This window comes from Variovorax gracilis (genome assembly GCF_030317115.1).
GTDB lineage: Bacteria > Pseudomonadota > Gammaproteobacteria > Burkholderiales > Burkholderiaceae_C > Variovorax > Variovorax gracilis.
The window spans coordinates 49,911-75,137 of the sequence record NZ_JASZYF010000013.1 but is presented as its reverse complement, the minus strand read 5'-3'; the positions used below and the strand labels follow the sequence as shown (position 1 = coordinate 75,137).

Here is a 25,227-nt window from a genome sequence, read left to right as displayed (position 1 = left end):
GCAGCCGGACAAGAGCTATTCCGCGCGGATTCCCGCCGCACGAACGATGCGGCCATTGCTCTCGAACTCTTCCGCGATCTCGTTTGCGAACTCTTCGGCGCGCCCGCCGGTCGGCACGTTGTCCGTGGACTGCAGCTTCGCGCGCAGGTCGGCGCTGGCCAGGGCCTTGTTGATCTCGACGTTGTACTTCTCGATCAGGATGGATGGCGTCCCGGCAGGCGCGAAGACGCCGAAGAGCGATGACAGGTTGGCCGCCGGATAGCCGAGTTCGGCCAGCGTGGCGACCTTCGGCAGGTTGTCGAGCCGCGCCGGCGCGCCGACTGCCAACGGACGGAGCTTGCCAGCCTTGATCTGCGCGGCGACCGTCGGTCCCGCGTTGGTCGAGAGAATCTCGAACTGGCCGCCGAGCGCGTCGTTCAACTGCTGGCCACCGCCCTTGTACGGGATGTGCGTGATGTCGACCTTCGCCGCCGCGCGCAATTGCTCCAGCACCACATGGCCGAGCGAAGCCTGGCCCGACGTTGCCCAGCGCACTGCGCCGGGCCGCGCCCTCGCATCGTCGAGCAAGGAACGGAAATCGCGCGTTCCCGTGGCGGGCGTCGCCAGCAGCAGCACCGGCGAGTACATCACGCTGGCCACGGGCGCGATGTCCTTGAGGGGATCGAAGGGCGACTTGCCGAGGTGCGGATTCAGCACCAGCGGGCTGATGGCCGAAAAGCCCAGCGTGGCGCCGTCGGGCGCGGCCTTGGCGACCGCGTCCATGCCGATCGTTCCGCTGGCGCCCGCCTTGTTCTCGACCACCACCGTGCTGCCGAGCTGCGCGGCCAGCTTGTCCGCCAGCGCCCGCGCGACAACGTCACTGACACCGCCCGCCGGATAGGCGACGACGAGGCGGATGGTCTTCGGGATGACTTGCGCCTGCGACATGCCGGCAAACAGTGCAAGACCCAGCGCCAGGGCGATGGCACGCCGGGGAAATTTCAAAGGCATCGATACAACTCCTGGACCGTTCTCGGACTCGAATTCAGCACGCAATTCTGCGGCGAATGACAAAGGCGCGGTGTCAGCCGCGCGGATGGTGCTGCGCATGTAGCTGCTTCAGCCGCTCGCGCGCGACATGGGTGTAGATGGTGGTCGTCGAGATATCCGCATGCCCCAGCAGCAGTTGCACGGCGCGCAGGTCGGCCCCATGGTTGAGCAGGTGGGTCGCAAAGGCGTGGCGCAGCGTGTGCGGCGACAGCGACACATGGATGCCGGCCGCCAGCGCGTTCTTCTTCACGATGACCCAGAACATCATGCGCGTCATGCCCGCGCCGCGGCTGGTCACGAACAGGTCGGGCGTCTGCTGCCCGTCCAAGATCAGGGGGCGCGAGTCGTGCAGATAGCGCTCGATCCAGCGGCGCGCCTCGCCACCGAAAGGCACCAGCCGCTCCTTGCTCCCCTTGCCGAGGACGCGCAGCACGCCATCGTTCAGGCTCATCTCGAACACTTTCAGTTCGACCAGTTCGCTGACGCGAAGCCCGCTCGCGTACATCAGTTCGAGCATCGCGCGGTCGCGCAAGCCCAGGGGCGTGTCGACGTCGGGCGCGGCGAGCAGATCGTCGACCTGCTTCTCCGACAAGGTCTTGATCGCACGCGGCATCTGCCGCGCCGGCGCCAGCCGCAGGCTCGGGTCGGCGGCGATGCGCTGTTCGCGCAGGGCCCATCGGTAGTAGCGCTTGAACACGGTGAGCCGCCGGTTGGCCGAGGTGGCCTTGCCCTTGTCGGAAAGGCGCACGCCCATGTAGGCCTGCAGGTCGTTCTCCTGGGCGGCGTCCAGGGCCTTGCCGCGCTCTGCTTTCATCCATTGAGCGAACAGTTCGAGATCACGGCGGTAGGCCGCCAGGGTGTTCTTGGAGAGACCGTCCTCGAGCCACAGGGCGTCGATGAAGTCGTCGATTTCGGGCGTGTCGGTACGCGTTTCAGTGGCCGCGGTCATGCGATGCAAGATAACAAAAGAAAAAGTCGCCCGGAAAGGGGCGGCTTTGGGCGAGGGCGTCCCGGATCAGTCGAGCTTGAGCTTCTGCTTGGCCACGACCTGCTTGTAGACCTCGTACTCGGCCTTGATCTGCGCCGCGAACTGTTCGGGCGTGTTCGCCACGATGAGCGAGCCAGTGTCCTCGATGCGCTTGCGCACGCCGGGGTCCTCCACGGACTTCTTGACGCCCGCGTTGATCTTGTCCACCACTTCCTTCGGCAGGCCCTTCGGGCCGAGGATGCCGTAGTAGGCCATGCGGTTCACCGGCTCCAGGCCGACTTCCTTGAAGGTGGGCACATTGGGCAGCGCGGCGAGGCGCTGGGGCGCCGAGACCACGATCGGCACCAGCTTGCCGGTCTGGATGAACGGCAGCGCCGACGGGAGGTTGTCGAACATGATCGGCACCTGTCCGGCCACGACGTCGTTCAGCGCAGGGCCGGCGCCGCGATACGGGATATGGGTGACGAAGGTGTTGGTCAGGTTCTTGTAGAGCTCCATCAGCAGGTGCCCGATGCCGCCCGTGCCCGACGACGCATACGAATACTTGCCGGGGTTCTTCTTGAGTTCGGCGATGAATTCGGCGTAGTTCTTGGCCGGGAAGCCCGGATGCACCGCGATGATGTTGGGCGTGGCCGCGATGTTGACGATCGGCGTGAAATCGTTGATCGGGTCGTACGGCGTCTTCGGGTTGATCGCCGGATTGGCCGCCGTGCTCGACACGGTCGCGACGCCGAGCTTGTAGCCGTCCGGCGCGGCCCGCGCCGTTTCAGCCGCACCGACGATGCCGCCGCCGCCCGCCCTGTTGATGACCACCACGGGCTGGCCCAGCGTCTTGCCCAGTGGTTCGGAGATCACGCGCGCCACGATGTCGGTGGTGCCGCCGGGTGCAAACGGCACCGAGAGTTCGACAGGCTTGTTCGGATAACCCTGCGCCCAGCTGGACCCTGCGAGCGCGAACAGCGCGGCTGCGCTGGCAAACGCATTCCATTGACGACGTTGCATTTGGATAGCCCTCCTTGGGCCAATAAGAAAAGCCCGGATGCTAACGGGTCGCTCGCCCCCCCACCTCGTGGATTACCCATGTCGCGCGGCGGATATCCTCGAACGGGTGAACTATGCGCAACTGCTCTTCCCCGACTTTTCCCTCATCGCGTGCGGCTGGCTGTTGTGCCGCTACACGGCGCTCGACCGCCGCGTGTGGAATCAGGTGGAGAGTCTGGTGTATTACTTCCTCTTCCCGGTCCTACTGTTCCATTCGATCGTTCGCAGCCCGCTCGACTTCGGCGCCACCTCCAACCTGCTGACCGCGGGCGTGGGCGTCGGGCTCAGCGGCATCGCGCTGGCTTACTCCCTGCCCTTCGTGCCGGGGATCGGCGCCCACATCGATCGTCGCGACCACGCGGCGAGCGCGCAGATCGCATTTCGCTTCAATTCATTCATCTGCCTCGCGCTGGCGGATCGCGTGGCGGGGCCCGAGGGCCTGCTCATGATCGCGGTGCTGATCGGCGTGTGCGTGCCGATGTTCAACATCGCGGCGGTCTGGCCGATGACCCGCCACGCGCAAACCGGCTTCGCGCGGCAGCTTGCGCGCAATCCGCTGATCATCGCCACCCTGACCGGGCTGATCGCCAACGTTCTGGGACTCGGCGTCCCGACCTGGCTCGAGCCGACGCTCACCCGCATCGGGGCTGCCTCGCTCGCCCTCGGGCTGATGGCGGCCGGCGCGGGCATGCAGTTCGCGACGCTCGCGCAAGGCAAGGTGCTCGCGGTGTCGGTGCTCGCCATCCGGCATCTGGTGCTGCCGCTGATCGGCTGGGCGCTCGCGATCGTGCTCAGGCTGGACCCGGCGCAGGCGGCGGTACTGATGACTTTCGCTGCCGTGCCCACAGCGTCGAGCGCCTACGTGCTCGCGGCGCGCATGGGCTACAACGGCGCCTACGTGGCGGGGCTTGTGACGCTGTCGACGCTCCTCGGCGTCCTGAGCCTGCCCTTTGCCCTGGCGCTCACGCGCTAGCCGCGACCTTCACGGGCTACCATCTCCCGATGCGCCGCTACCTCTTGGCCGTTATCGCAGCATCGTCTTTGGCGGGTTTGGCGCACGCACAGGACTACACCCGCTACCAGGGCGGCTGGAACGGCCCCTTCCTCTTTTACGTGGTGCAGCAGGACACGGGCGCGCAAGGGCCGCCGGAGGTCTACCCGGGCGCGCTGCAGATCGACTTCGACGGCCGGGTGCACGGCGATGTCCCCGAAGCCGCCTGCATGATGATGGGGTCGAGCACGGACTATGTGTCGCCCGCGAATGCCTCGATCGAGCTCACCGTGAGCGGCTGCAGGGACGCGCGCTTCAACGGGCATTTCAGCGGCAAGCTCATCAACAACCCCGCGTTGAAGTACGCCTCGCTTCGCCTGAGTTCGATGCGCTCGCTGGACTCGGGAACGGCCCAGATCTCCGCCATCATCCGGCACTGACGGCCAGCGCCCACTCGACGTGCTCGCGCACCAGCGCGCTCGGGTGTTCGCGGCGGGTGGCCAGGGCCGCGCGCGCACCGTCATCCCCGGCGCGCAGTGCATTCCCGAGCGCGACAGCCACGTTGCGCAACCATCGCTCATGGCCGATGCGCCGGATCGGGCTGCCTTCGGTGTAGCGCAGGAAGTCTGCCTCGCTCCAGGCGAAGAGTTCGCTCAACTGACGCCCGGTGAGGCCGTCTCGCGCGTCGAAATCGGGCAGCGAACTCTTCCTGGCGAACTTGTTCCACGGGCAGATCAACTGGCAGTCGTCGCATCCGTAGATGCGGTTGGCCATCAGAGGCCGCAACTCGATGGGGATCGCGCCTGCGTGTTCGATCGTCAGGTATGAGATGCACCGCCGCGCGTCGAGCCGGTGGGGCGCGATGATGGCCCGCGTCGGGCACACGTCGATGCACGCACTGCAACTGCCGCAATGCGGCGTGACCGGCTCGCTCGGCGGCAACGCCATGTCGACGTAGATCTCGCCGAGGAAGAACATCGAGCCGGCTTCGCGGTCCAGCACCAGCGTGTGCTTGCCGCGCCAGCCCTGCCCGCTGCGCGACGCGAGCTCGGCCTCCAGCACGGGCGCGGAGTCGGTGAAGGCGCGATGGCCGAACGGCCCGACCTCTTCGGCAATGCGGTCCGCCAGTTTCGAGAGGCGCGAGCGCAGGACCTTGTGATAGTCCCGGCCGCGCGCATAGAGCGACACGATGCCTTCGTCCTTCCGCTGGAGGCGCGAGAACTCGATCGCCTGCCAGTCGTCAGGGGTGGCTCGCGGAAGGTAGTCCATGCGGGCCGTGATCACCGATACCGTGCCCGGCACCAGTTCCGCCGGCCGCGCGCGCCGCGTGCCATGGGCGGCCATGTAGTGCATGTCGCCATGGAATCCCTCGGCCAGCCACTGCATCAACCCCGGCTCCGCACTCGATAGATCGACACCCGCGACCCCGATTTGGGAGAATCCGAGCTCCCGGGCCAAAGCCTGAATCCGAATCACGAGTTGATGGCTGCCGATCACCTGCCGATTGTAGAAACGCACAGCGCCACCCTGGTGTGGCGCACCGAAGTCGACACGGACGCATTGGCGCGTGCCCTCGCGCAGTCACCGGCGTTGCGCGACGCCTTCATCTCGTTGCAAGGCGACCTGGGCGCGGGCAAGACAACCTTCGTTCGTCACCTGCTGCGCGCGCTCGGCATCACGGGCCGCATCAAGAGCCCGACCTACGCTGTCGTCGAGCCGCATGAGGCGCCCGATGGGCTCGCGATATTCCATTTCGACTTCTATCGCTTCAGCGACCCGCGCGAATGGGAGGATGCAGGTTTCCGTGACATCTTCGCCGGACCGGGCGTGAAGTTGGCGGAATGGCCCGAAAACGCCGCGGGGCGCATTCCGCTTGCGGACCTCGCTATTAAAATCGAAGCAATGACCGACGATACCCGCACAGTGACACTTCGCGCGCACACGCCGCGCGGCAGCCTGTTGCTTGCCGACGCTGCATGAAGGAGCGCGGACTGAAGCGACGTGCGCTGCTTCAAGGCGGCAGCATTGCATTGCTGCTGGGCGTGCACGAGATTGCGAAGGGCGCAACCATCGTCGCGGTCCGCGTATGGCCCGCCTCCGACTACACGCGCGTCACCATCGAATCCGACGGCCGGCTGAACTCGCAGCAACTGGTGGTCGGCAGTCCGCCGCGGCTGGCGGTGGACATCAACGGCATCGACCTCAATCCCGCGCTGCGGGAGCTGGTCGGCAAGATCAAGCCCGACGACCCGTACATCAACGGCCTGCGCGTCGGTCAGTTTGCGCCCGGCGTCGTGCGCATCGTCTTCGACCTCAAGCAGGCAGTGGCGCCGCAGGTGTTCTCTCTGGCGCCGGTTGCGGCGTACAAGGACCGGCTCGTGCTGGACCTCTATCCGCAGCAGGCCGCCGATCCGCTCGAGTCACTGATTGCCGAGCGCTTGCGCGACGCGCCGAAGACCGCGGCGGCCGGCGCCGCTCCTCCCCCCCCGGGCGACGCGGCCGCGCCATCGCGATCCGGCACCGCGGCCGCCGATCCCCTGGGCGACCTGATGGCGCAGCAATCGGCGCGCGCTACACCACCGGTGTCAGTCTCGCAGGCCAATCGCCCGTCGGCGCCGGTCGGCCCGCTGCCCATTCCCATGCCCCCACCGGTAGTCAGCGCGCCGCCTCCCCCAGTGACCGCCGGGCGTGGCGTCGCCACGGCGAGCCAGACCGACCGCATCATCATCGTCGCGCTGGACCCGGGGCATGGCGGCGAGGACCCCGGCGCGATGGGACCGAATGGCACGCGCGAGAAGGACATCGTCCTGCAGATCGCCCACCGGCTGCGCGAACGCATCAATGCGAGCAGCGTCAACGGCAACCCGATGCGCGCCTTTCTCACGCGCGACGCGGACTTTTTCGTGCCGCTCGGCGTGCGCGTGCAGAAGGCGCGGCGCGTGCAGGCCGACCTGTTCGTGAGCATCCACGCCGATGCCTTCACCACGCCCGAGGCGCGAGGCGCGAGCGTGTTCGCGCTGAGCCAGGGCGGCGCATCGAGCAGTGCCGCACGCTGGCTCGCGAACAAGGAAAACCAGGCCGACACTGTGGGCGGCGTGAACGTGGGCAACCACGAGGCGCAGGTGCAGCGCGCGCTGCTCGACATGAGCACCACCGCGCAGATCAACGACAGCCTCAAGCTCGGCGGCGCGATGCTCGGCGAGATCCGCAGCATCGGCGCGCGGCTGCACAAGCCACAGGTCGAGCAGGCCGGCTTCGCGGTGCTCAAGGCGCCGGACATCCCGAGCGTGCTGGTCGAGACGGCCTTCATCAGCAACCCCGAGGAAGAGGCAAAGCTGCGCAGCACGGCCTACCAGGAAGACCTGGCGGATGCACTGATGCGGGGGATTCAGCGCTACTTCGCGCAAAACCCGCCGTTGGCGCGCAGCCGCCAACTCTAGTTTCGCGCGCCGAGGGCCGCGACTATTCGGCCTCGATGCCAGCGGCCTTCACGATGCGCCCCCACTTCTGTGATTCGCCGGCCTGAAACTTCGCGAGTTCCTCCGGCGAGGTCGTGAACACTTCGGTGCCGGTCGGCTCGTAGAACGCGGCCTTGGCCGCATCGCTCTTCGCGGCCTTGACCAGCAACTCGTTCAGGCGCTTGACGACTGCGGGTGGCGTCTTCGCCGGTGCGTACGCGGCGAACCAGTAGCCCATCTCGTAGCCCTTCACGCCGGCCTCGGAGATGGTCGGCACATCGGGCGCCAACGGCGACCGCTTGGCGCTTGAAACGCCCAGCGCACGCAACTTGCCGGACTTCACCTGCGGGAGGCCGGTCGCGGTGTCGGTGATCATCATGTTGATCTGGCCGCCGAGCAGGTCCGTCACCGCGAGCGTGTTGCTCTTGTAGGGTACATGCAGCAGCTTGATGTCGGCCATCTGCTGCAGCAACTCGCCCGCCATCCGGCTCGACGAACTGCCGCTGCCGAAGCTGTACTTGCCCGGTTCCTTCTTCGCCATCTCGACAAACTCGGCGACGGTCTTGGCCGGGAAGGACGGGTTGACCACCATGATCTGACCGCCCTTGCCCAATGCCGCGATGGGCGCGTAGTCCTTCACCGGGTCGTAGGGCAGCTTCTTGAAAAGATGCTCGTTGGCCGCGTGCGTGGTGTTGGTGGTGATCAGCACGGTGTAGCCGTCGGCCGGCGCCTTGGCGACCTGCTGCGAGGCGATGAACCCGCTGGCGCCGGCCTTGTTGTCGATGACCACCGGCTGCTTCGTCTCCGCCGTCACGCCATTTCCGAGCGCCCGGGCAATCTGGTCGGTGGCCGTGCCTGCGGCAAAGGGCACCACGAACGTGATGGGCTTTTCGGGGAAGGCCTGCGCCTGCGAAAGCAATGGGACGATGGCCAGCGCGGAGGTGAGCACGGTCAGCGGAAAGCGATTCATTGTTTTGTCTCCAGAAGAGTGGTGATTGAAAATTCAGTACGCGTCACTACCGACAAGCAGTGAAACCAGTTCCTGCGGAACGCGTATCCGCAGGTCGAGCAAGAGGAAGGACAGCGCCTTTCCGTGCGTGTCGAGGTTCAGCGCATCGTTCACGCCGCCGTCAAGGACGCTGTCGAGCACGAAGTTCATCGCGTGCAGCCTGGGCAGCAGAAAGCGCCGCACGCCAGCGGGCGCCCGATGCAGGAACTGCGCCGCCACCGCTTCGGGCGTGACCTGCTCCACCAGCAACGGATAGAGCGCCGGGTGCCAGGCGATCACGCTGATGTTGGAGCGGTCGCCCTTGTCGCCGGTGCGGCCATGCGCGGCGCGGTAGAGCGGGAAGTCGGTGGTCGTCGTCATGCGGGCATCTCCTCGTCGATCATCGCGAAGCTCACGGGCACGGCCTCGCGTGGCAGCAGGCACGAGATGGTGTTGAGCCTCGGTGTGAGCGCGGTGCGCACGCCGCCGCCTCCGGCCGGCCCACAGGTGTAGAGCGCCATGACTTCGCGCGCGAGGCGCTCGGCTTGGGCACGGTCGTCGTGCGTTGCTGCAACCCTCAGGCGGATGTCGCGCAAGCCTGCATCGGGCGTCGCTGCGAGCGTGCGGCCTGCGTCGTCGCCCAGAACGCTGACGGCCCCGATGAGATCGACGCGAAGCACCAGATCGGCCAGGCGCTTCTTCAGCACATCGGCGGCCAGCCTCGCGCGCGCCTCGGCACGCGGCCCCGCATAGGAAATCTCGCCTTCGGCCAGCCAGCCACCTTCGTGGCAGATGTTGACCTTGTAGTGCGTCGGCCGCGCGTGGCCACGCACACCCGACACCGCCACGCGGTTCGTTCCAAGCCCATGGACTTCCGCATCGGAAATGTCGGCCACCACGTCGGGCGTCAGGTAGGCGGCGGGATCGTGCACTTCATAGAGCAGTTGCTCCTTGACCGTCGCCTCCGTCACGAGGCCGCCCGTGGCGTCTGCCTTGCCGACGGTGCAGCAGCCGTCGGCATCGATCTCCGCGATCGGAAAGCCGACTGCCTCCAGGCCCGGCACATCTTTGTAGCCAGGGTCGGCGAAGTAGCCGCCACAGACCTGCGCGCCGCACTCGAGAAGATGGCCTGCCATGGTGGCGCGGCCCAGGCGCTCCCAGTCATCGCTGCGCCAGCCGAAGTGCGACATGGCCGGCCCGACGGCAAGCGAGGGATCGGCCACGCGACCGCAGACCACGATCTGCGCGCCCGCATCGAGCGCCGCGGCGATCGGTTCGGCGCCGATATAGGCGTTGGCGCTGACGAGGCGGATTCCGTCCATCTCCACGCCGAGTTGTTCGCGCAGCAGCGCCAGTTGCGCCGGCGCGGAAAGGTCGTCGCCCTCCACTACCGCGATGTGCGGCGGCGCGGCGCCGAGTTCGCGCGCCATGCGCGCGATGTGCCGGGCGGCGGCGCGCGGGTTGGCAGCGCCGAAGTTGCTGACGATCCGGATGCCGTGCGCCAGGCAGCGCGCCAGCACCGGCCGCAGCATCGCATCGAGCAGTGGCTCGTAGCCCGCTTCCGGGTCGCTGCGGCGACGCAGTTGCGCCAGCGCCAGCGTGCGCTCGGCCAGGGTTTCGAAGATCAGGAACGCACGTTGGCCATCGGGGCCGTCTCGCAGACGGGCGATGAGCGTCTGGACCACCGGCCCGGCGGCGTCCGTGCGGTCACCAGAAAAACCGGCGGCACAGCCGATCAGGAGCGCGGGGCGGGCAATGGAGTTCATGGACGCACTCTAGGCTTGTCCGCTTCATCCGTAAAATCGAAAGTTTGGATCGATTCATCCGCATTTCGAATCAATGTATGTGGACGCCCGACCTCGCCCGGGCGCACTCAACTGACCCGACTACAGCTTGTAGGTCGACAGCAGGATGCTCGTCTCGCTGTTCGATATGCCGGGGATCGAGCGAATGGCCGTGAGCACGCGGTCGAAGGCCTCGAGCGAATCGGCACGCAACTCGGCCATCAGGTCCCAGCGGCCATTCGTCGTGTGGAGTGTCACGACATTGGCGTGACCTCGCAGCGCGCGCCGTACCTCGGCGCCATGCGGCCCGTCGACCTCGATGCTCATCATGGCCCGGATGCGATGGGGCTCCGCGTCCGGCCGAAGCCGCACGGTGTAGCCCACGATGGTTCCGTCGCTCTCCAGCTTGCTGATCCGGTTCTGCACGGTGGCGCGCGCCACACGGAGCTTCTGCGCCAGCGCCACGACGGACATGCGGGCGTCGTCGCGCAGCAGGGCTATGAGTTGGCGATCGGTGTCGTCCATTGATTTAGCACATTGCCACTTTTGATCGACACAATGTAAGCATCTCTGGTATTTATGACAAGTTGCATGATTCATTCTGGCACCATCTGCTGGAACAATGGACGCATGCCGCAGCACGCGGTGCAGTCACAGGAGATCCCACAAGATGTCGCGTTTCCTTTCGATCCAGGCGCCTTCCGCAGTTGTCATGATTCGGCCGCACGGCTTCACGCCCAACCCGGAGACAGCGGCGGACAACGCATTCCAGAGCCGGGCCGAACAGGAATCCGCGCAAGCCGTTGCCCGCTCTGCGTACCGCGAGGTGACGGCTGCGGCCGAGCGCCTGGAAGCCGAAGGCGTGCGCGTGCATCTCTTCGAGGATCGCGGCGAGCGCGACACACCCGATTCGGTCTTCCCCAACAACTGGTTCTCCACGCATCCGGGCGGCCACGTCGCGCTCTATCCCATGTACTGCGAGAACCGCCGCCGCGAGCGCCGCCCTGACGTCATCGAGATGCTCAAGGCCGAGTACCGCGTTCAGGAGGTCATCGACTACTCCGGCCTGGAGCACGACGGCCTCTTCCTCGAAGGCACTGGTGCGATGGTGTTCGACCACATGGCGCGCGTTGCCTACGTTGCGCGCTCCCATCGTGCGGACCCCGTCGCGCTGGAGCACTTCAGCACGCATTTCAATTTCGAGCCGATGGCTTTCGACTCGGCCGATCCGAGCGGGCAGCCGATCTATCACACCAACGTGCTGATGTGCGTCGCGACTGAGTTCGCCATGGCGGGCCTCGACCTCATCTCCGACACCCGCCGCGCGAAAGAAGTGCGTGCACGCCTGGAGGAATCGGGACGCGACGTCATTGCGTTGAGCGCGCAGCAGATTGCCAACTTTGCGGGCAATGCGATCGAGCTCTCGGGGCGCGACGGCCGCGTCCTCGCGCTCTCGCAGCGCGCCTGCGACAGCCTCACGGCGCAGCAGAAGGCGGTCATCGAGCGCTCGGCGCGGCTGGTTCCGCTTGCGGTGCCGACGATCGAGATGGCGGGCGGCTCGGTACGCTGCATGATCGCCGGCATCCATCTTTCGCGCAGACGCTCGAGTTGAACAAGCCGTGGTCGCGCAGTGCGGGTCGCTGCAGTCGCGCAAGGGGCGACCATCCTTTCGGGCACTACACCGGGGCCATCTCCTACACCTCGGCGAAGGCTTCTCCAGAGAATGAATTCACCAATCACTGAAAGGTGGACATCATGAAGACAAGACTCTGGATCTCGGCAGCCTCTGCCGCTTGCGTTCTAACCTTGGCCGGCTGCGCAAGCGGGCCCAATCAGAACCTCGGCACCGCGGGTGGCGCGGTGGGTGGTGCGCTGATCGGCAATGCAGTGGGCGGCAACACGGCCAGCACGGTCGGTGGTGCGGCCATCGGTGGCCTGATCGGCAACCAGGTCGGCCGCAGCGTCGACGAACGCAATCAACGCAACTACTACCCGAGCAACAGTTACTACCCCAACAACGGTCCGCGCTATTGACCTGTTGATCGAGGTGATGAAGATCGAGATGGCGCGCCTTCGGGCGCGCTTTTTCATGGCGAGCCAGGGACCGTATAAACGCGGCATGAGACAAAGCATTCTTCGCTCCGTCATTGCTGCCTGCGCCTTCGCGCTTGGCGCGTGCAGTTCCATCACCGACGACAAGCCGCAGCCGCAAGGCGCTGGCGGGCAGCCTGCCGCGTCTCCATGTCCCAAGGGATTGCCCATCGACGCGCGCTGCTACAGCGGGCAAGACAGCGCGCACGCGTTCTACTGGATCGCCATACCTGCCGACTGGAACGGGGTGCTCGTCATGCACGCGCATGGCGGCCCCGAGTTGGGCGCGCCGACCATGGCACGCGCCACCGAAGACTTGCAGCGATGGGCCGTCACGGTGAAGGCCGGCTACGCGTGGGCCGGATCCACGTACCGGCGCGGCGGGTATGGCGTCACGATGGCTGCCGAGGACACCGAGCGACTGCGTTCGCTCTTCGTCCAGACCTTCGGCGCACCTCGGCGCACCGTGCTGCACGGCCAGAGCTACGGTGCAGGCGTCGCCGCGAAAGCGGCCGAGCTCTACGCGACCGTAGATGGTCGCAAAGGGCCGTATGACGGATTGCTCCTCACCAGCGGCGTGCTCGGCGGAGGAACGCAAGCCTATGACTACCGGTTGGACTTGCGTGTCGTCTATCAATACGTCTGCAACAACCATCCCCTGCCCGGCGAGCCTGCCTACCCGCTCTGGCAAGGGCTGCCGCGCGAATCCAGACTCACGTCCGCCGAACTGCTGCGCCGCATCGACGCCTGCACCGGCGTGCGCATGTCCCCGGAGGATCGGACGCCGCAACAGCGTGCCAATCTCGCCACGATCCTCGACACGATTCGCATCCCCGAACGTTCACTCGTGGGCAACATGAACTGGGCGACTTTTCTGTTTCGCGACGTGGTGCAGGAGCGACTCGATGGGGGCAACCCCTTCGGCAACATCGGCGTGATGTACAGCGGCTCGCGCGACGACGTCGCGCTCAATTCCGGCGTGCAGCGCTACCGTGCCGACCCTGCCGCCGTTCGCAAACTGGCTGCCGACAGCGACCCGACCGGCCGCGTGAACGTACCGACGCTCGGCCTCCACGCCATCGACGACCCGACGGCCTTCGTCGAACTCGAATCGGTCTACCGCAATGTGCGCGAACGCGCGGGCACTGCGGACTTGCTGGTGCAGACCTTCAGCAGCGAATCCGAGCACAGCTATCTGAGCGATGCCGAATACCCGACGCTGTTCGCCGCACTGCTCGACTGGATCGACAACGGCCGCAAGCCGACACCGGAAGACATCGCCGCGCGTTGCAAGGACATCGAAGCACGCTTCGGCGGCGGGTTCCATTTCGATCCCACCTATGTTCCGCGGCCGCTGACGGCGCGCGTGCCGCCCCGGCAGCGGCCGTAGTTCCGGCGACTCAGCGCGCCGAGGACGCGCCGCGGGCGCGCCAGGCGCCGTAGATCGCGATCAGGCCCGGCACAAGGATCAGCGCCCAGATGATCTTCTCGAGGTGCTCCTTGACGAGCGGAAGGTTGCCGAAGAAATAGCCGACGGTGCAAAGGCCCACCACCCACAGCAGCGCACCCACGACGTTGAAGAGCGTGAACCTGCCTCGATTCATCTCGGCCACGCCGGCCACGAAAGGCGCAAAGGTGCGGATGAACGGCATGAACCGCGCAAGGATGATCGTGACGCCGCCGTAGCGCTCGTAGAACGCATGGGCCTGGTCGAACGCCTTGCGGTTGAAGAAGCGCGAGCTCTCCCACTTGAAGACCTTGGGGCCGAAGTAACGGCCGATGCTGAAGTTGCACTGGTCGCCCAGTATCGCTGCCGCCAGGAGGATCGGCACCGCCAGCCCGAAGCTCATCAACCCCGCTCCGCACAGCGCGCCGACGATGAACAGCAGCGAATCGCCCGGCAGGAAAGGCATGACGACCAGCCCCGTCTCGACGAACACGATCAGGAACAACAGTCCGTACACCCACGGCCCGTAGGCAATGACGAAGGCTTCGAGGTGTTTGTCGACATGCAGGACGAAGTCGATGAGAAAGCTGATGATTTCCATGGCGCGCATTATCGCGACAGGGGCGCAAGGCCCCTTCTAGAATGATTGCGTGAGCGCCCTTCCTACTTCCGTCGATCCGGCCGCACGCCGCCCGATCCGCGAACTTCCTGACGAACTCATCAGCCAGATCGCGGCCGGCGAGGTGGTGGAACGGCCCGCGTCCGTGGTGCGCGAGCTCCTCGACAATGCGCTGGACGCCGGTGCGCGCCAGATCACGGTGCGGCTCTCCGCCGGCGGTGTGCGCCTGATCTCGGTCGAAGACGATGGGCAAGGACTACCGCGCGACGAACTGCCGCTCGCGCTGCGCCGGCATGCCACGAGCAAGATCGCGAGCCTGAACGATCTCGAGACCGTCGGCACGATGGGCTTTCGCGGCGAGGCACTCGCGGCCATCAATGCCATCGCGGAACTGAGCATCCTCTCTCGCTTCGCGGGCGCCGACAACGCCTTCATGCTCGACGGCCGCACCGGCGAGTTGCGCCCGGTGGCCCGCGCGACCGGCACCACCGTCGAGGTGCGCGAACTCTTCTTCGCGACGCCGGCGCGCCGCAAGTTCCTGAAGACGGACGCGACCGAGCTGGCACATTGCATCGAGTCCGTCCGTCGTCACGCCCTCGCACGGCCCGAGGTCGGCTTCTCGATCTGGCATGAGGGCAAGTTGATCGAGCAGTGGCGCGCCGCCATCACCCGCGATCAACGGCTCGCCGACACGCTCGGCGACGATTTCGTGACGCACAGCGTCGCGGTCGATCACGCCGCCGGCCCGGTGCGAGTGACCGGCCGCGCGGGCATTCCAGATGCGGCTCGCTCACGGGCCGACCAGCAGTTCTTCTACGTCAACGGCCGTTTCGTGCGCGACAAGGTGCTCGCGCACGCCGTTCGCAGCGCCTACGAGGACGTTCTGCACGGGCAGCGCCAGCCGGTCTATGCGCTTTATCTGGAGATCGACCCGGCGCGGGTCGACGTGAACGTGCATCCGACCAAGATCGAGGTGCGATTCCGCGATGGGCGCGAAGTGCACCAGGCGGTGCGCCACGCCATCGAAGATGCACTCGCCGCACCCCGCTCCGGCGACGCCACCGCCGCGCCGGCCGAGCCCTTCTTCAAGCCGCGCATGCTGCCGGCCTCGGCGTCGTGGACGCAACCCGCAGTGCACTTTGCCGCGGAACGCGGCATTGGCGATGCCGCGGCCATGTGGCCGGCGTACCGGCAGGAGAAGCCCGCGGAGGCCCCCGCGGTCGCGAGCAGCCCTTGGGTAGTACCCGCGGCGCCGCAAGCTGTCTCGCCCGCTGCACGGCCGGATGCGGCCGCGCCCCCCGAATCCGAGGCCTGGCCTCTCGGCCGCGCACTGGCGCAACTGCAGGGCATCTACATCCTGGCCGAGAACAGCCAAGGCCTGGTGATCGTGGACATGCACGCCGCGCACGAACGCATCGTGTACGAGCGCCTCAAGACCCAGTTGGACGGCGCCTCGATCACCAGCCAGCCGCTGCTGATCCCCGCCACCTTCGCCGCCACGCCCCAGGAAGTAGCGACGGCCGAGGCCTGTGCCGCCGTATTGCCGTCGCTCGGCCTCGAGATCACACCCTTCTCGCCACGCACGCTGGCGGTGCGCGCCGTGCCCGGGACGCTGGCAGACGGCGACCCGGTCGAACTCGCTCGCAGCGTGCTTGCCGAACTTGCCCATCACGATGCCAGCACCGTCGTGCAACGCGCCCAGAACGAACTGCTCTCCACCATGGCCTGCCACGGCGCCGTGCGCGCCAACCGCAAGCTCACGCTCGACGAAATGAACGCATTGCTGCGCCAGATGGAGGCGACCGAGCGCTCGGACCAGTGCAACCACGGGCGCCCGACATGGCGCCAGCTCTCGGTTCGCGAGTTGGACTCGCTGTTCATGCGCGGTCGTTAGGCGCTACTTTTCGTTCGCTTACAAACTGCCGACCGGGAGGTTTCCGGGCTCACGGCGCGCGGAAATCCGCACATTTGACGTTGGTTGAACCCCAAACCGAGGGTTTTCATGGGTCATCGAGGGACCGGGCACGCGCGTTGCATGGGGTCTGTCGTTGAACTTTCTGGCTATCCGCCTGTCCTTCAGCCTTCATGAAATCCTGGACCCTCTTCGCATCCGCCACCGCCCTGGTCGCCCTGCTGGCGGGCGGTTGTTCCACCCTCGACGAGCGCCAACGCGAGTGGATCTTCCAACCCAGCGACCGAAGCTGGGGCAATTCGCAAGCCATGAGCCAGGGAATGGACGACGTCTGGATCGATTTCAAGTCATCGCTCACCGGCGAGCCCGCACGGCTGCATGGCCTGTGGCTCGCTGGCGCGCCCGAATCGCCTGATACGCCCGTCCTGCTGTATTTGCACGGCGCACGGTACAACGTGGCCGGCTCTGCCCCGAGAATGCGCCGAATGCACGAATTGGGCTTCGCGGTGCTGGCGATCGACTACCGCGGCTTCGGCAAGAGTTCCAAGGGACTGCCGTCGGAAGACTCGGCCCGCGAAGATGCCTACGCCGCATGGACCTGGCTGGCAGCGAAGCACCCCAAACAGCCGCGTTACATCTTCGGCCACTCGCTCGGCGGCGCGATCGGGATCGACCTGGCTTCCCGCGTGACCGACGAGAGCGGCACCATCGTGGAAAGCACCTTCACGTCGATCGCCGATGTAGTGAGCAGCTTCAAGTGGGGCTGGCTGCCCTTCGGTCCCTTCATCACGCAGCGCTTCGAGGCCATCAGCAAAGTCAAGGACATCGGTGCGCCGCTGCTCGTGGTGCATGGCGCAGCCGACAGCCTGATCAACCCGACGCTGGGCCGCAAGCTGTACGACGCAGCAACCGTGCCCAAGCTGTTTGTCCTCGTCGAAGGCGGTTCGCATCACAACGCGAATTCGATCGGACAGGTGCAGTACCGAGCTGCCCTGTCGCAACTGTTTCGCATGAAGGAGTCGCCGGCCGAGATGGCCGCGGGAGCCGAAACGGCTGCGACGCCTTCGCGACCCGCGCTGCCTGATACCGCGCACACCCAAGCCAAGCTGTCCGGACAGGCGATCTGACACGCCGCGGACGCCCCCGCCCACCGGCTTTGTTAACCTCGGGCGCATGCCGCCCACTGTCGTACCGGCCCTTTCGCAAACCGAGCCGGGTGCTTCCGGCACGTCGACGGCCTCCCCTGCTCCGCGCTACGTCGCCCTGGCCGGCCCGACCGCGTCCGGCAAGACCGCGGCCGCGCTGGCCATCGCCCGGGCCCGGCCGGTCGAGATCGTCAGCGTCGATTCCGCACTGGTCTATCGCGGCATGGACATCGGCACCGCAAAGCCCACGCTCGAAGAGCGTGCCGAAGTGCCGCACCACCTCATCGACATCCGCGATCCGCGCGAGGCCTACAGTGCCGCTGCATTCGTGCAGGACGCAAGGCGGCTGATCGGCGAGATCACATCGCGGGGCCGGCTGCCGCTGTTGGTGGGCGGAACGATGCTGTACTTCAAGGCACTGGCCGACGGCATCGACGCCATGCCAGCAGCCGATCCGGAAGTGCGCCGACAGCTCGAAGCCGACGCCGTCGCGCTGGGTTGGCCGGCAATGCACGCCCGCCTCGCGGAAGTCGATCCCATCACCGCCACGCGTCTGGCGCCCAACGACAGCCAGCGCATCCAGCGCGCGCTCGAGGTCTGGCATAGCAGCGGGCAACCGCTGTCGAGCTTTCATGCGGCGGGCGCCACCGGCGGCGGCTGGCAGGCCGCCGCGCTCCTGTCCCTGGAACCCACCGATCGCGCATGGCTGCACGAACGCATTGCCGCGCGCTTCGACGCGATGTTGTCAGCCGGCTTCATCGCCGAAGTGCAGGCCCTGCGCGCACGGGGCGACCTGGTCGCGGATTTGCCGTCGATGCGCTGTGTCGGCTACCGCCAGACCTGGGAAGCGCTGGACGGCGAATGGCCCATCACCGAGCTGCGCGAACGCGGCATCGCAGCGACGCGCCAGCTCGCCAAGCGCCAGATCACCTGGCTGCGCAGCATGCCGCAGCGCCACGTGGTCGCCGCGGAAGCCCCGGACGCCATCGAGCAGGTTGTGCGGCAGGTCGTCGATATCGCATGACGCTGCGCATCACGGACCTGGGCAAACACTACGGCGACGTGCCGGTGTTCGAGCACGTGTCGCTCGACGTCGCGAACAGTGAATTCGTCGCAATCGTCGGGGAATCGGGGGTCGGCAAGTCGACGCTGCTCAACTGCATGGCCGGGCTCGACAGTTGGAACTCGGGCACGGTCATTCACGACGGCACGGACATCGGCGCACTTCGTGCCGAGGCACGAGCGCTATGGCGCCGCAAGCACGTCGGCTTCGTGTTCCAGGCCTTTCACGTGCTGCCGCATCTGGATGTCGCGCAGAACGTCGGGCTGCCCTTGATGCTGCTCGGCCAACGCGGCCCCGCCAGCGATGCGCGAGTGACGCAGATGCTCGACGCCGTCGGCCTTGCGGGATTGGGCGAGCGCCTTCCCCAGGAACTCAGCGGAGGCCAATTGCAGCGCGTGGCCATTGCGCGCGCCTTGGTGCACCGCCCGTCACTGCTGCTGGCCGATGAGCCGACCGGCAACCTCGACCCGACCACCGCCGCCCGCGTCATGGATGTTCTGATCGCGCAAACGCGCGAACATGGCGCCTCGCTGGTGCTGGTCACGCATTCGGAAGCGGCAGCGGCGCGCGCCGATCGCGTGCTTCACCTCAGCGCGGAGGGAATCAAAGCCTAGGCGTTTCCTGACAGGAGTGCCGCAAAGCGGCCCAGGTCGACGTTGCCGCCGCTGATGATCACGCCGACGCGCGCTCCGCCAATGCCATCGCCTGCGGCGCAGGCCCCCGCGAACGCGAGGCAGCCGGTGGGCTCTACCACCATCTTCATGCGCTCGGCAAAGAAGCGCATCGCATCGACAAGCTGCGCGTCGCTCACCGTCACGATGTCGTTCACATCACGCCGGATGATGCCGAAGGTGTATTCGCCCAGGTGCTGGGTCTGCGCGCCATCGGCGATGGTTTTCGGCGTTTCGATGTGGACGATGCGGCCCGCGCGCAGTGACTGCAGGCCGTCATCGCCGGCTTCGGGCTCGACGCCGTAGATCTTGCAGTCGGGCGACAGGGCGCGCGCCGAGAGCGCTGAACCGCTCGTCAAGCCGCCACCGCCCAGGCAGACATAGAGCGCGTCGAGCGCGCCGACCTCCTCGATCAGTTCTTTCACCGCCGTGCCCTGCCCCGCAATCACGTCGGGATGGTCGTAAGGGGGGATCAGCGTCATGCCGCGCTCGCCGGCCAACCGGCGCGTGAGCGCTTCGCGGTCTTCGGTGAAACGGTCGTACTGCACCACCTCTGCACCATAGCCGCGAGTGGCGGCGAGCTTGGCCGCGGGCGCGTCGTTGGGCATCACGATCACGGCGGGCACGCCGAGGATGCCGGCCGCCAGCGCGATGGCCTGTGCGTGGTTGCCCGATGAAAAAGCGATCACCCCGGCCTTGCGCTGGGCCGCATCGAATTTCGACAGGGCATTGAAAGCACCGCGAAACTTGAATGCGCCCATGCGCTGGAAGTTCTCGCACTTGAAGAAGAACTGAGCACCCCAGCGGGCGTCCGCGGTCCGCGAACGCAGCACAGGCGTGCGGTGGGCATTGCCTTCGAGCCGCGCGGCCGCGGCGACTACGTCGTCGTAGGTGGGAAGTGTCTGCATGGCGCGGAGCTTACCCGCGCCCCAGAATCTTCGGAACGCCCTGTCGAAATGACCGCTTGCGCACCGTCATTGCTGTGAGCGATCCTGCTCGATGTTCCTTTCTCTCTTTGCGGAGGTTCCATGCAATACATGTTGATGTTCTACCAGCCCCAGTCGGAATTCGACCAGCGGGACGAAGCGGCAGCGCAGGCGTACCGCGCCGGATGGATGGCCTATGTCGGAGCGGCGCGCCAGTCCGGCATCGTGCAGAACGGCCACGGCCTGCATCCGCCGATGACCGGCACCACGCTGCGCGTGCGCGGCGACAAGCGCCAGGTGCAGGACGGCCCCTTTGCCGACACCAAGGAGCAACTCGGCGGCTACTTCGTCATCGACGTGGCGGATCTCGACACTGCCCTCGAATGGGCGGCCCGCGCGCCTTGTGCGAGCACAGGGGGCGTGGAGGTCCGGCCGGTCTTCAGCACGCCCGACATGTGACCGACTCGGGGGTCCAGGAGGCTCGCGCGGCTGCGGAGAAGGCCGCACGCCAGTCGTACGGGCGGCTGGTCGCCATCCTCTCGGCGCGCACGCGCGACATCGCGGCGTCGGAAGACGCGCTTGCGGATGCCTTCGCCCGCGCGCTGGAGCGATGGCCGGCGGACGGCGTCCCCGACCGGCCCGAAGCGTGGCTGCTGAGCGTCGCGCGAAACCGCACCCTGGACGCCTGGCGCCACAGCCGCGTCCAGGACGACGCGGCGCAGACCCTGCTGCTCCTCCTGGCCGACGAAGTCGGTGCCGACGCCACCGGCGGCGATGCCGTGCCGGACGAACGCCTGCGCCTGCTCTTCGTCTGCGCGCACCCGGCCATCGATGCGGCGGCGCGCGCACCCCTGATGCTGCAGACGGTGTTGGGGCTGGATGCCACCCGCATGGCCGGTGCGTTTCTCATTGCGCCGGCCACGCTCGGGCAGCGGCTGGTCCGGGCCAAGGCGCGCATCCGCGCGGCGGGCATCCCTTTCGAATTCCCACGCGCCGGCGATCTGCCGCAGCGCCTGCAGGACGTGCTCGACGGCATCTACGCCGCCTACGGCACCGGCTGGGACGAGGTCGACGGTGCAGATGCCACGCAGCGCGGCCTCACGGCCGAGGCCATTGACCTGTGCCGCATCCTTTGCGGGCTGATGCCGGGCGAACCGGAGCCGCTGGGCCTGCTCGCGCTGATGCTGTTCTGCGAAAGCCGCGCAGCAGCCCGGCGCAGCGACACGGGGGCCTACGTGCCGCTCGATGAGCAAGAGATCCTGCACTGGAACGCGCACATGCGCGAAGAAGCCGAGCACGCGCTGCAACACGCCGCGGACATGAATGCCGTCGGCGCCTACCAGTTGGAAGCGGCCATCCAGTCCGCCCACTGCGCGCGGCGCCTCGGTGCGCAAGTGCCCCCGCAGGCGGTGGTCGCGCTCTACGACGGCTTGATCGCGCTGCGCCCGAGCATCGGCGCGAGAGTCGGCCGCGCGTGCGCGCTCGCAACGGCCCATGGGCCGGCCGAAGGCCTGAGTGCGCTCGACACCTTCGCACCCGACGAAATCGCCAACTACCAGCCCTATTGGGCCGCGCGCGCCCACCTGCTGGCTCGAACCGGCGACCCTGTCGCCGCCCGGCAGGCCTACGCCCGCGCGGCGGGTCTCAGCACCAGCCCGGCCGTACGAGCCCATCTCGCCTTCGCTTCGAGCCGGCTTTGACCGGCGCGCGCATCGCGCAGAATGGGACGGCATGCGTTCGCTGCTTTCCACCTTTTCCTGGCAGGAAAACGGGGCTTTTTTGAGGCTTTCTTCATTGGAGATCCACTTAAAGGCGGCCAGAAAGTACGGGGCAAGTACGGGGCGCCGAAGTAGCCGCCCCTTGGTCAAGGCCTCCTCCGGCGCCTCCGATCGGCCACGACAATCGGCCGCATGAGCCTCGATGCATGGCCCTACCGAAACGTGAGCCCTGAGCGGCAGGCGGATCTCGCCCGCTTCGGCAGCTTCGCGGCCTTGCTGGAGGCCGCCGCGCAGGAGGCCGAGTGCCGCTTCGTGCGATGGGAGGATGGCGAAGGCGCTGTTCCCCCGCAGTTCTACCGGCCGGTATTTTCGGTCCGGCTCCCCGCTACCGGCGACGCGCTCTTTAACGGGCCGCATGGCCTGCGCGCTGCGTACTACGCAAATCCGGCAGAAGGCGCGGAGGCTACCCGCGCCCTGCTGCGTGGGCTGGAGGGCAAGCTGCTCGATGCGCTGCCCGCGCCCGTCAAGCCCGGGCAGGATCGCGGCTGCGCCGAGCTTTCGCTGCGAGCCCCGGGCGCCAAGATCTGGAGCGAGGCCAATCCGGAGGGCATCGATCCCGACGGGCCCGGGCCTCAGCTTGCCAATGAGAGATGGCGTGCCGCTGCGATTGCAGAGAGCGCGGGCTTCTCGAAGTGCGATGCGCGCAGGGGCATCGATGCATCGCCCATCGAGATCCTCGATGTGAAAGGCGGATGGCGCAGCGCTATCGGAAAGACAATCACCACTCCCGACAAGCAGCCCCATCGGCGCGCGAAGGATATCCACGAGAAGGGATCTTCCTGACGCCCTAATGACCGATCGGTGCGCCCGGGGGCACCACGCATGGGGGATGGCCCTCCGCAGGGGGGGCGGGCTTCTAGCTTGCGCGGGGCCCGGGCCATCAAGCGCTCCTCCCGACCGCAGATTTTTTTTCGGCCCCACGCGCGCGCGAGGCCGGCGCAAAATCGGCGCTGGCGCGGGCCCGGGCGATCTCCTCTGATCTGCCGCAACCGCCGCCCACTGGGGGAGCATCCGCCACCATGCCGAAAGCATCGCGATCCGCCGAGCCTGATCCGGCCCTCAAGCGCGGGCGCGGCAGGCCTGCGCTGGAGCGCTCGGAAAGCGTAGCCCGGCGCGTGCAAAGCTGGGCCGCCTGCGGCGTTCGCATCGACGACATAGCCGAACTGGAATCGATGAGCCCGCCAACTTTGCGGCGGCTTTACCGGCCGGAGCTTGATCTCGGCGCCACGAGGGCCAACGCAGAAGCGGCGCAGCGGCTTTTCCGCGCGACGGCTACCGATTGGCGCGCGGCATTGGCTTGGTTGAAATGCCGCGCGGGCTGGATCGAAGCCACCGCCCCGCCATCCGATCCGCAGCCCGGCAAGAAGGCCGAGGCCGAAGCCTTCGGGCTCGTCGCGCATCGCCACACCGATTGGCAGGATCTTCTGCAATGACGCTCTTGCCCGGAGGCCAGCGCCTGCTTGTGTGGCCCGGCACCATCTGGGCGTCATTGAGCGAGGCGGACCGCGCAATCGCGGCGCTCTCTGCGCTGGAGGCGGCGCGAGAAAACGGAGCGAGCGGCATGGAGATCGGGCTCGGCGAGATGGGCGGCTTCGTCATCGCCGTGATCGGGATTAATGCCATCCTCATCTTGGAGAGCATGGACCCGGGGCGCGCCGTATATCGCTATCGCTTGCCGACGCAGGACGAGCAACTGCAAATGATTGGGCGCGGGCTCGGCGAGATAGGCGGCTGAGAAAAAGCTACCGCGCGGTATGTCTTTGCGCGATCATCGCGCATCGGCCCATCATTGGAGAGCCCCACCATGTACGAGCCCGCGCAAGTAAGAGTCGCCGTCTGGGGCACAGGGCGCGCGGCCGACGAAGAAGCGGCGGCAGCCATCGCGGAGCACACGGCGGCATGGAACGCCGAGCAGCGGCGCCGCCAGGACGCGGAGGATCTCGCCGCGCTCGTACGCGATGCGCTGATCGATCGCCTCGTCTCGCCAGCCGCCGTCATGTGCGCGCTGACCGCTGAGCCGCTGCCCGAGCGCAGCCGCCGGCAGCGGATCGCCGCTGCGCTACGTCTGCTGGCCCGCGCCTGCTTTCCCGGTGTCACTTCGCGAAGGATGCAGCCATGACCGATACGGTAACGACGACGATGCTGAGCGGCGTCCTTTGGGGCGAGACCGAGGCGGGAGAGCATGCGCTGCACAGGGCGATGCATGCCCACGCTCTCGGGCAACAGCAGCAGGGCCGGCTCGCGGAACTGGCCGAAAGATGCGCCAGCGCCGTTCGCGCCGCCGTGCTCGCTGGCTCCTCGCGAGGCGATACCGTGCAGGCCCTGCTCGATGCGCTCGTCGCCGAGCCCGAGCGCCCGGCCGCCGCCGTGGCGATCTCCTCGCGAAGCACGATCGTCTTCGGCCATGGGAGGCCGCAGCCATGACGTACCGCACGAAATCGGGCCATCAATCCGCAAGCGATCCGCTGGAGTTCGTGCTCAGCGATGAGAGCGTGGATCGCGTCGGCGATCAGATCCTCGCCGCCGGCTGGAAGCTTGAGGCTTTCAAGGCGGCCGGCGCGCCCGCGTTATTCGGGCACGATGGATCGCGCGCGGAAAGCATCGTCGGGCGCTGGACCCGCGTTCGCGTGGAAGGCAGCCGCCTCCTCGGCGTGCTCGAATTGGCGAAGGCCGGTACCTCCGCCGTGGTCGATACCGTCCGCGCCCTCATCGAGCAGCGGCTGCTCAATGCCTGCTCCGTGGGCTTCCTGCCGCTCGCCTCCGAGCCCCGGCGCGATGGCCCCGGGCGCATCTACAAGGCGGCCGAATTACTCGAATGCAGCCTGACGCCGATCCCGGCGAATCCGCGCGCATTGCTCATCGCCAAGAGCCTCGGCATGGGCGAGCCCGCGCTGCGCCGGCTGTTCGGCCCGCCTTCCCATGCCCGCGCGCTCGATCGCGCGAGGGAAGCGGTAGCGAAGGCCGATGCCGCGCTCGGGCGGAATGCGCCGCGCGGCGAGCTATCGGCCGCTCAGCGCCGCGTCGTGGATCGCCTGCCCGCCTGCGATCTCCTCGCATCCGTGGGCAGCGTGCTCGGGCGCGAACTGGCGAGCCGGGATGCGCGCATCAGGGCATTGGAGGCGCGCGCCCTCGCCTCAGATCCGCGAGCCGTACAGGCGCGCGCCCGGGCCGCCGTGCGTCGTGCGGCGGAGGCGCTGCGATGAGCCCGCGCTCAGCCAGCGCGGAAAGCCAGCCCGAAGCAATAGGGAGGCTGCTCCTTGCGAGGGCGGATGCGCGCGAGAGGCGCGCAGCGATCG

The 25,227-nt window shown here is 67.3% G+C and carries 29 protein-coding genes; 19 read left to right on the top strand and 10 right to left on the bottom strand.

What is annotated here, in order from left to right; genetic code table 11:
• Nucleotides 1-15: 15 nt before the first annotated feature.
• From QTH97_RS22990 to QTH97_RS22980, 3 genes are all read right to left on the bottom strand, one after another.
• A complete protein-coding gene (locus QTH97_RS22990; protein WP_286570784.1) occupies nt 16-990 on the bottom strand; it encodes a Bug family tripartite tricarboxylate transporter substrate binding protein in 975 nt (324 codons plus the stop codon).
• A gap of 73 nt (nt 991-1,063) precedes the next feature.
• Entirely contained in the window at nt 1,064-1,978 is a 915-nt protein-coding gene (gene xerD, locus QTH97_RS22985; RefSeq protein ID WP_286570783.1) for a site-specific tyrosine recombinase XerD, read from the bottom strand.
• Nucleotides 1,979-2,044: 66 nt separating this feature from the next.
• Entirely contained in the window at nt 2,045-3,019 is a 975-nt protein-coding gene (locus QTH97_RS22980) for a tripartite tricarboxylate transporter substrate binding protein BugE (protein ID WP_286570782.1), read from the bottom strand.
• A gap of 106 nt (nt 3,020-3,125) precedes the next feature.
• Between QTH97_RS22980 and QTH97_RS22975 the strand changes: the two genes are divergently transcribed.
• Both QTH97_RS22975 and QTH97_RS22970 read left to right on the top strand, forming a co-directional pair.
• Nucleotides 3,126-4,031 (top strand): AEC family transporter, encoded by a 906-nt coding sequence (locus QTH97_RS22975; RefSeq protein ID WP_286570781.1) that lies wholly within the window; start codon nt 3,126-3,128, stop codon nt 4,029-4,031.
• 29 nt (nt 4,032-4,060) lie between these two features.
• The gene (locus QTH97_RS22970) at nt 4,061-4,489 is read left to right on the top strand and encodes a hypothetical protein (protein ID WP_286570780.1); all 429 of its coding nucleotides are present in this window, start codon (nt 4,061-4,063) and stop codon (nt 4,487-4,489) included.
• Here QTH97_RS22970 and queG read toward each other — a convergent pair.
• Complete coding sequence (gene queG / locus QTH97_RS22965) at nt 4,476-5,546, bottom strand: tRNA epoxyqueuosine(34) reductase QueG (RefSeq protein ID WP_286570779.1); 1,071 nt, start codon at nt 5,544-5,546, stop codon at nt 4,476-4,478. The two genes, QTH97_RS22970 and queG, sit on opposite strands and share 14 nt — an antisense overlap.
• Here queG and tsaE point away from each other — a divergent pair.
• On the top strand, nt 5,532-6,029 hold the full coding sequence (tsaE, locus tag QTH97_RS22960) for a tRNA (adenosine(37)-N6)-threonylcarbamoyltransferase complex ATPase subunit type 1 TsaE (protein WP_286570778.1): 498 nt from the start codon (nt 5,532-5,534) through the stop codon (nt 6,027-6,029). The genes queG and tsaE overlap by 15 nt on opposite strands.
• Nucleotides 6,026-7,489 carry an N-acetylmuramoyl-L-alanine amidase gene (locus tag QTH97_RS22955; RefSeq protein ID WP_286570777.1) on the top strand — a complete coding sequence of 488 codons (1,464 nt, stop codon included), beginning with the start codon at nt 6,026-6,028 and terminating at the stop codon, nt 7,487-7,489. Before tsaE ends, QTH97_RS22955 begins: the two co-directional genes overlap by 4 nt.
• 22 nt (nt 7,490-7,511) lie before the next feature.
• Here the strand turns inward: QTH97_RS22955 and QTH97_RS22950 are convergent, their stop codons facing one another.
• The 4 genes from QTH97_RS22950 to QTH97_RS22935 form a co-directional block, all read right to left on the bottom strand.
• Nucleotides 7,512-8,477, bottom strand: a complete 966-nt coding sequence (locus QTH97_RS22950; RefSeq protein WP_286570776.1) for a Bug family tripartite tricarboxylate transporter substrate binding protein — start codon at nt 8,475-8,477, stop codon at nt 7,512-7,514.
• 33 nt (nt 8,478-8,510) lie between these two features.
• Nucleotides 8,511-8,876, bottom strand: coding sequence for an AtuA-related protein (locus QTH97_RS22945; RefSeq protein ID WP_286570775.1), 366 nt, complete (start codon nt 8,874-8,876; stop codon nt 8,511-8,513).
• Nucleotides 8,873-10,261: an acyclic terpene utilization AtuA family protein gene (locus QTH97_RS22940; protein ID WP_286570774.1), complete on the bottom strand. Its 1,389-nt coding sequence runs from the start codon at nt 10,259-10,261 to the stop codon at nt 8,873-8,875. Before QTH97_RS22940 ends, QTH97_RS22945 begins: the two co-directional genes overlap by 4 nt.
• 120 nt (nt 10,262-10,381) lie before the next feature.
• Nucleotides 10,382-10,804, bottom strand: coding sequence for an Lrp/AsnC family transcriptional regulator (locus QTH97_RS22935; RefSeq protein ID WP_286570773.1), 423 nt, complete (start codon nt 10,802-10,804; stop codon nt 10,382-10,384).
• A 145-nt stretch (nt 10,805-10,949) separates the two neighbouring features.
• On the opposite strand from QTH97_RS22935, the gene ctlX reads away from it, so the two are divergent.
• The 3 genes from ctlX (at nt 10,950) to QTH97_RS22920 (ending at nt 13,760) form a co-directional block, all read left to right on the top strand.
• The gene (gene ctlX, locus QTH97_RS22930; RefSeq protein WP_286570772.1) at nt 10,950-11,891 is read left to right on the top strand and encodes a citrulline utilization hydrolase CtlX; all 942 of its coding nucleotides are present in this window, start codon (nt 10,950-10,952) and stop codon (nt 11,889-11,891) included.
• A gap of 143 nt (nt 11,892-12,034) precedes the next feature.
• Entirely contained in the window at nt 12,035-12,313 is a 279-nt protein-coding gene (locus QTH97_RS22925; protein ID WP_286570771.1) for a YMGG-like glycine zipper-containing protein, read from the top strand.
• An 85-nt stretch (nt 12,314-12,398) separates the two neighbouring features.
• Nucleotides 12,399-13,760, top strand: a complete 1,362-nt coding sequence (locus QTH97_RS22920; protein WP_286570770.1) for a hypothetical protein — start codon at nt 12,399-12,401, stop codon at nt 13,758-13,760.
• 10 nt (nt 13,761-13,770) lie between these two features.
• Here QTH97_RS22920 and QTH97_RS22915 read toward each other — a convergent pair whose 3' ends face one another.
• Nucleotides 13,771-14,418 (bottom strand): DedA family protein, encoded by a 648-nt coding sequence (locus tag QTH97_RS22915; protein ID WP_286570769.1) that lies wholly within the window; start codon nt 14,416-14,418, stop codon nt 13,771-13,773.
• Between the two features lie 49 nt (nt 14,419-14,467).
• Between QTH97_RS22915 and mutL the strand changes: the two genes are divergently transcribed.
• The 4 genes from mutL to QTH97_RS22895 all read left to right on the top strand — a co-directional run bounded on the left by mutL (nt 14,468) and on the right by QTH97_RS22895 (nt 19,170).
• Entirely contained in the window at nt 14,468-16,330 is a 1,863-nt protein-coding gene (gene mutL, locus QTH97_RS22910; protein WP_286570768.1) for a DNA mismatch repair endonuclease MutL, read from the top strand.
• 191 nt (nt 16,331-16,521) lie between these two features.
• Nucleotides 16,522-17,475 carry an alpha/beta hydrolase gene (locus QTH97_RS22905; protein WP_286570767.1) on the top strand — a complete coding sequence of 318 codons (954 nt, stop codon included), beginning with the start codon at nt 16,522-16,524 and terminating at the stop codon, nt 17,473-17,475.
• A 46-nt stretch (nt 17,476-17,521) separates the two neighbouring features.
• On the top strand, nt 17,522-18,517 hold the full coding sequence (gene miaA, locus QTH97_RS22900; protein ID WP_286570766.1) for a tRNA (adenosine(37)-N6)-dimethylallyltransferase MiaA: 996 nt from the start codon (nt 17,522-17,524) through the stop codon (nt 18,515-18,517).
• Nucleotides 18,514-19,170, top strand: a complete 657-nt coding sequence (locus QTH97_RS22895; RefSeq protein WP_286570765.1) for an ABC transporter ATP-binding protein — start codon at nt 18,514-18,516, stop codon at nt 19,168-19,170. The genes miaA and QTH97_RS22895 overlap by 4 nt, the downstream gene beginning before the upstream one ends.
• Here the strand turns inward: QTH97_RS22895 and QTH97_RS22890 are convergent.
• Nucleotides 19,167-20,135 carry a threo-3-hydroxy-L-aspartate ammonia-lyase gene (locus QTH97_RS22890; RefSeq protein WP_286570764.1) on the bottom strand — a complete coding sequence of 323 codons (969 nt, stop codon included), beginning with the start codon at nt 20,133-20,135 and terminating at the stop codon, nt 19,167-19,169. The two genes, QTH97_RS22895 and QTH97_RS22890, sit on opposite strands and share 4 nt — an antisense overlap.
• A gap of 120 nt (nt 20,136-20,255) precedes the next feature.
• Here QTH97_RS22890 and QTH97_RS22885 point away from each other — a divergent pair, with 120 nt between their 5' ends.
• The 8 genes from QTH97_RS22885 to QTH97_RS22850 all read left to right on the top strand — a co-directional run bounded on the left by QTH97_RS22885 (nt 20,256) and on the right by QTH97_RS22850 (nt 25,134).
• Nucleotides 20,256-20,612: a YciI family protein gene (locus tag QTH97_RS22885; protein WP_286570763.1), complete on the top strand. Its 357-nt coding sequence runs from the start codon at nt 20,256-20,258 to the stop codon at nt 20,610-20,612.
• Nucleotides 20,609-21,853, top strand: coding sequence for an RNA polymerase sigma factor (locus QTH97_RS22880; protein ID WP_286570762.1), 1,245 nt, complete (start codon nt 20,609-20,611; stop codon nt 21,851-21,853). The genes QTH97_RS22885 and QTH97_RS22880 overlap by 4 nt, the downstream gene beginning before the upstream one ends.
• 210 nt (nt 21,854-22,063) lie before the next feature.
• Nucleotides 22,064-22,714, top strand: a complete 651-nt coding sequence (locus QTH97_RS22875; protein WP_286570761.1) for a hypothetical protein — start codon at nt 22,064-22,066, stop codon at nt 22,712-22,714.
• Nucleotides 22,715-22,950: 236 nt separating this feature from the next.
• On the top strand, nt 22,951-23,364 hold the full coding sequence (locus QTH97_RS22870; RefSeq protein ID WP_286570760.1) for a hypothetical protein: 414 nt from the start codon (nt 22,951-22,953) through the stop codon (nt 23,362-23,364).
• On the top strand, nt 23,361-23,666 hold the full coding sequence (locus QTH97_RS22865; RefSeq protein WP_286570759.1) for a hypothetical protein: 306 nt from the start codon (nt 23,361-23,363) through the stop codon (nt 23,664-23,666). Before QTH97_RS22870 ends, QTH97_RS22865 begins: the two co-directional genes overlap by 4 nt.
• A 69-nt stretch (nt 23,667-23,735) precedes the next feature.
• Nucleotides 23,736-24,050, top strand: a complete 315-nt coding sequence (locus tag QTH97_RS22860) for a hypothetical protein (RefSeq protein WP_286570758.1) — start codon at nt 23,736-23,738, stop codon at nt 24,048-24,050.
• Entirely contained in the window at nt 24,047-24,355 is a 309-nt protein-coding gene (locus QTH97_RS22855; protein ID WP_286570757.1) for a hypothetical protein, read from the top strand. The genes QTH97_RS22860 and QTH97_RS22855 overlap by 4 nt, the downstream gene beginning before the upstream one ends.
• The gene (locus QTH97_RS22850; RefSeq protein ID WP_286570756.1) at nt 24,352-25,134 is read left to right on the top strand and encodes an HK97 family phage prohead protease; all 783 of its coding nucleotides are present in this window, start codon (nt 24,352-24,354) and stop codon (nt 25,132-25,134) included. The genes QTH97_RS22855 and QTH97_RS22850 overlap by 4 nt, the downstream gene beginning before the upstream one ends.
• The last annotated feature ends 93 nt before the right edge of the window (nt 25,135-25,227 follow it).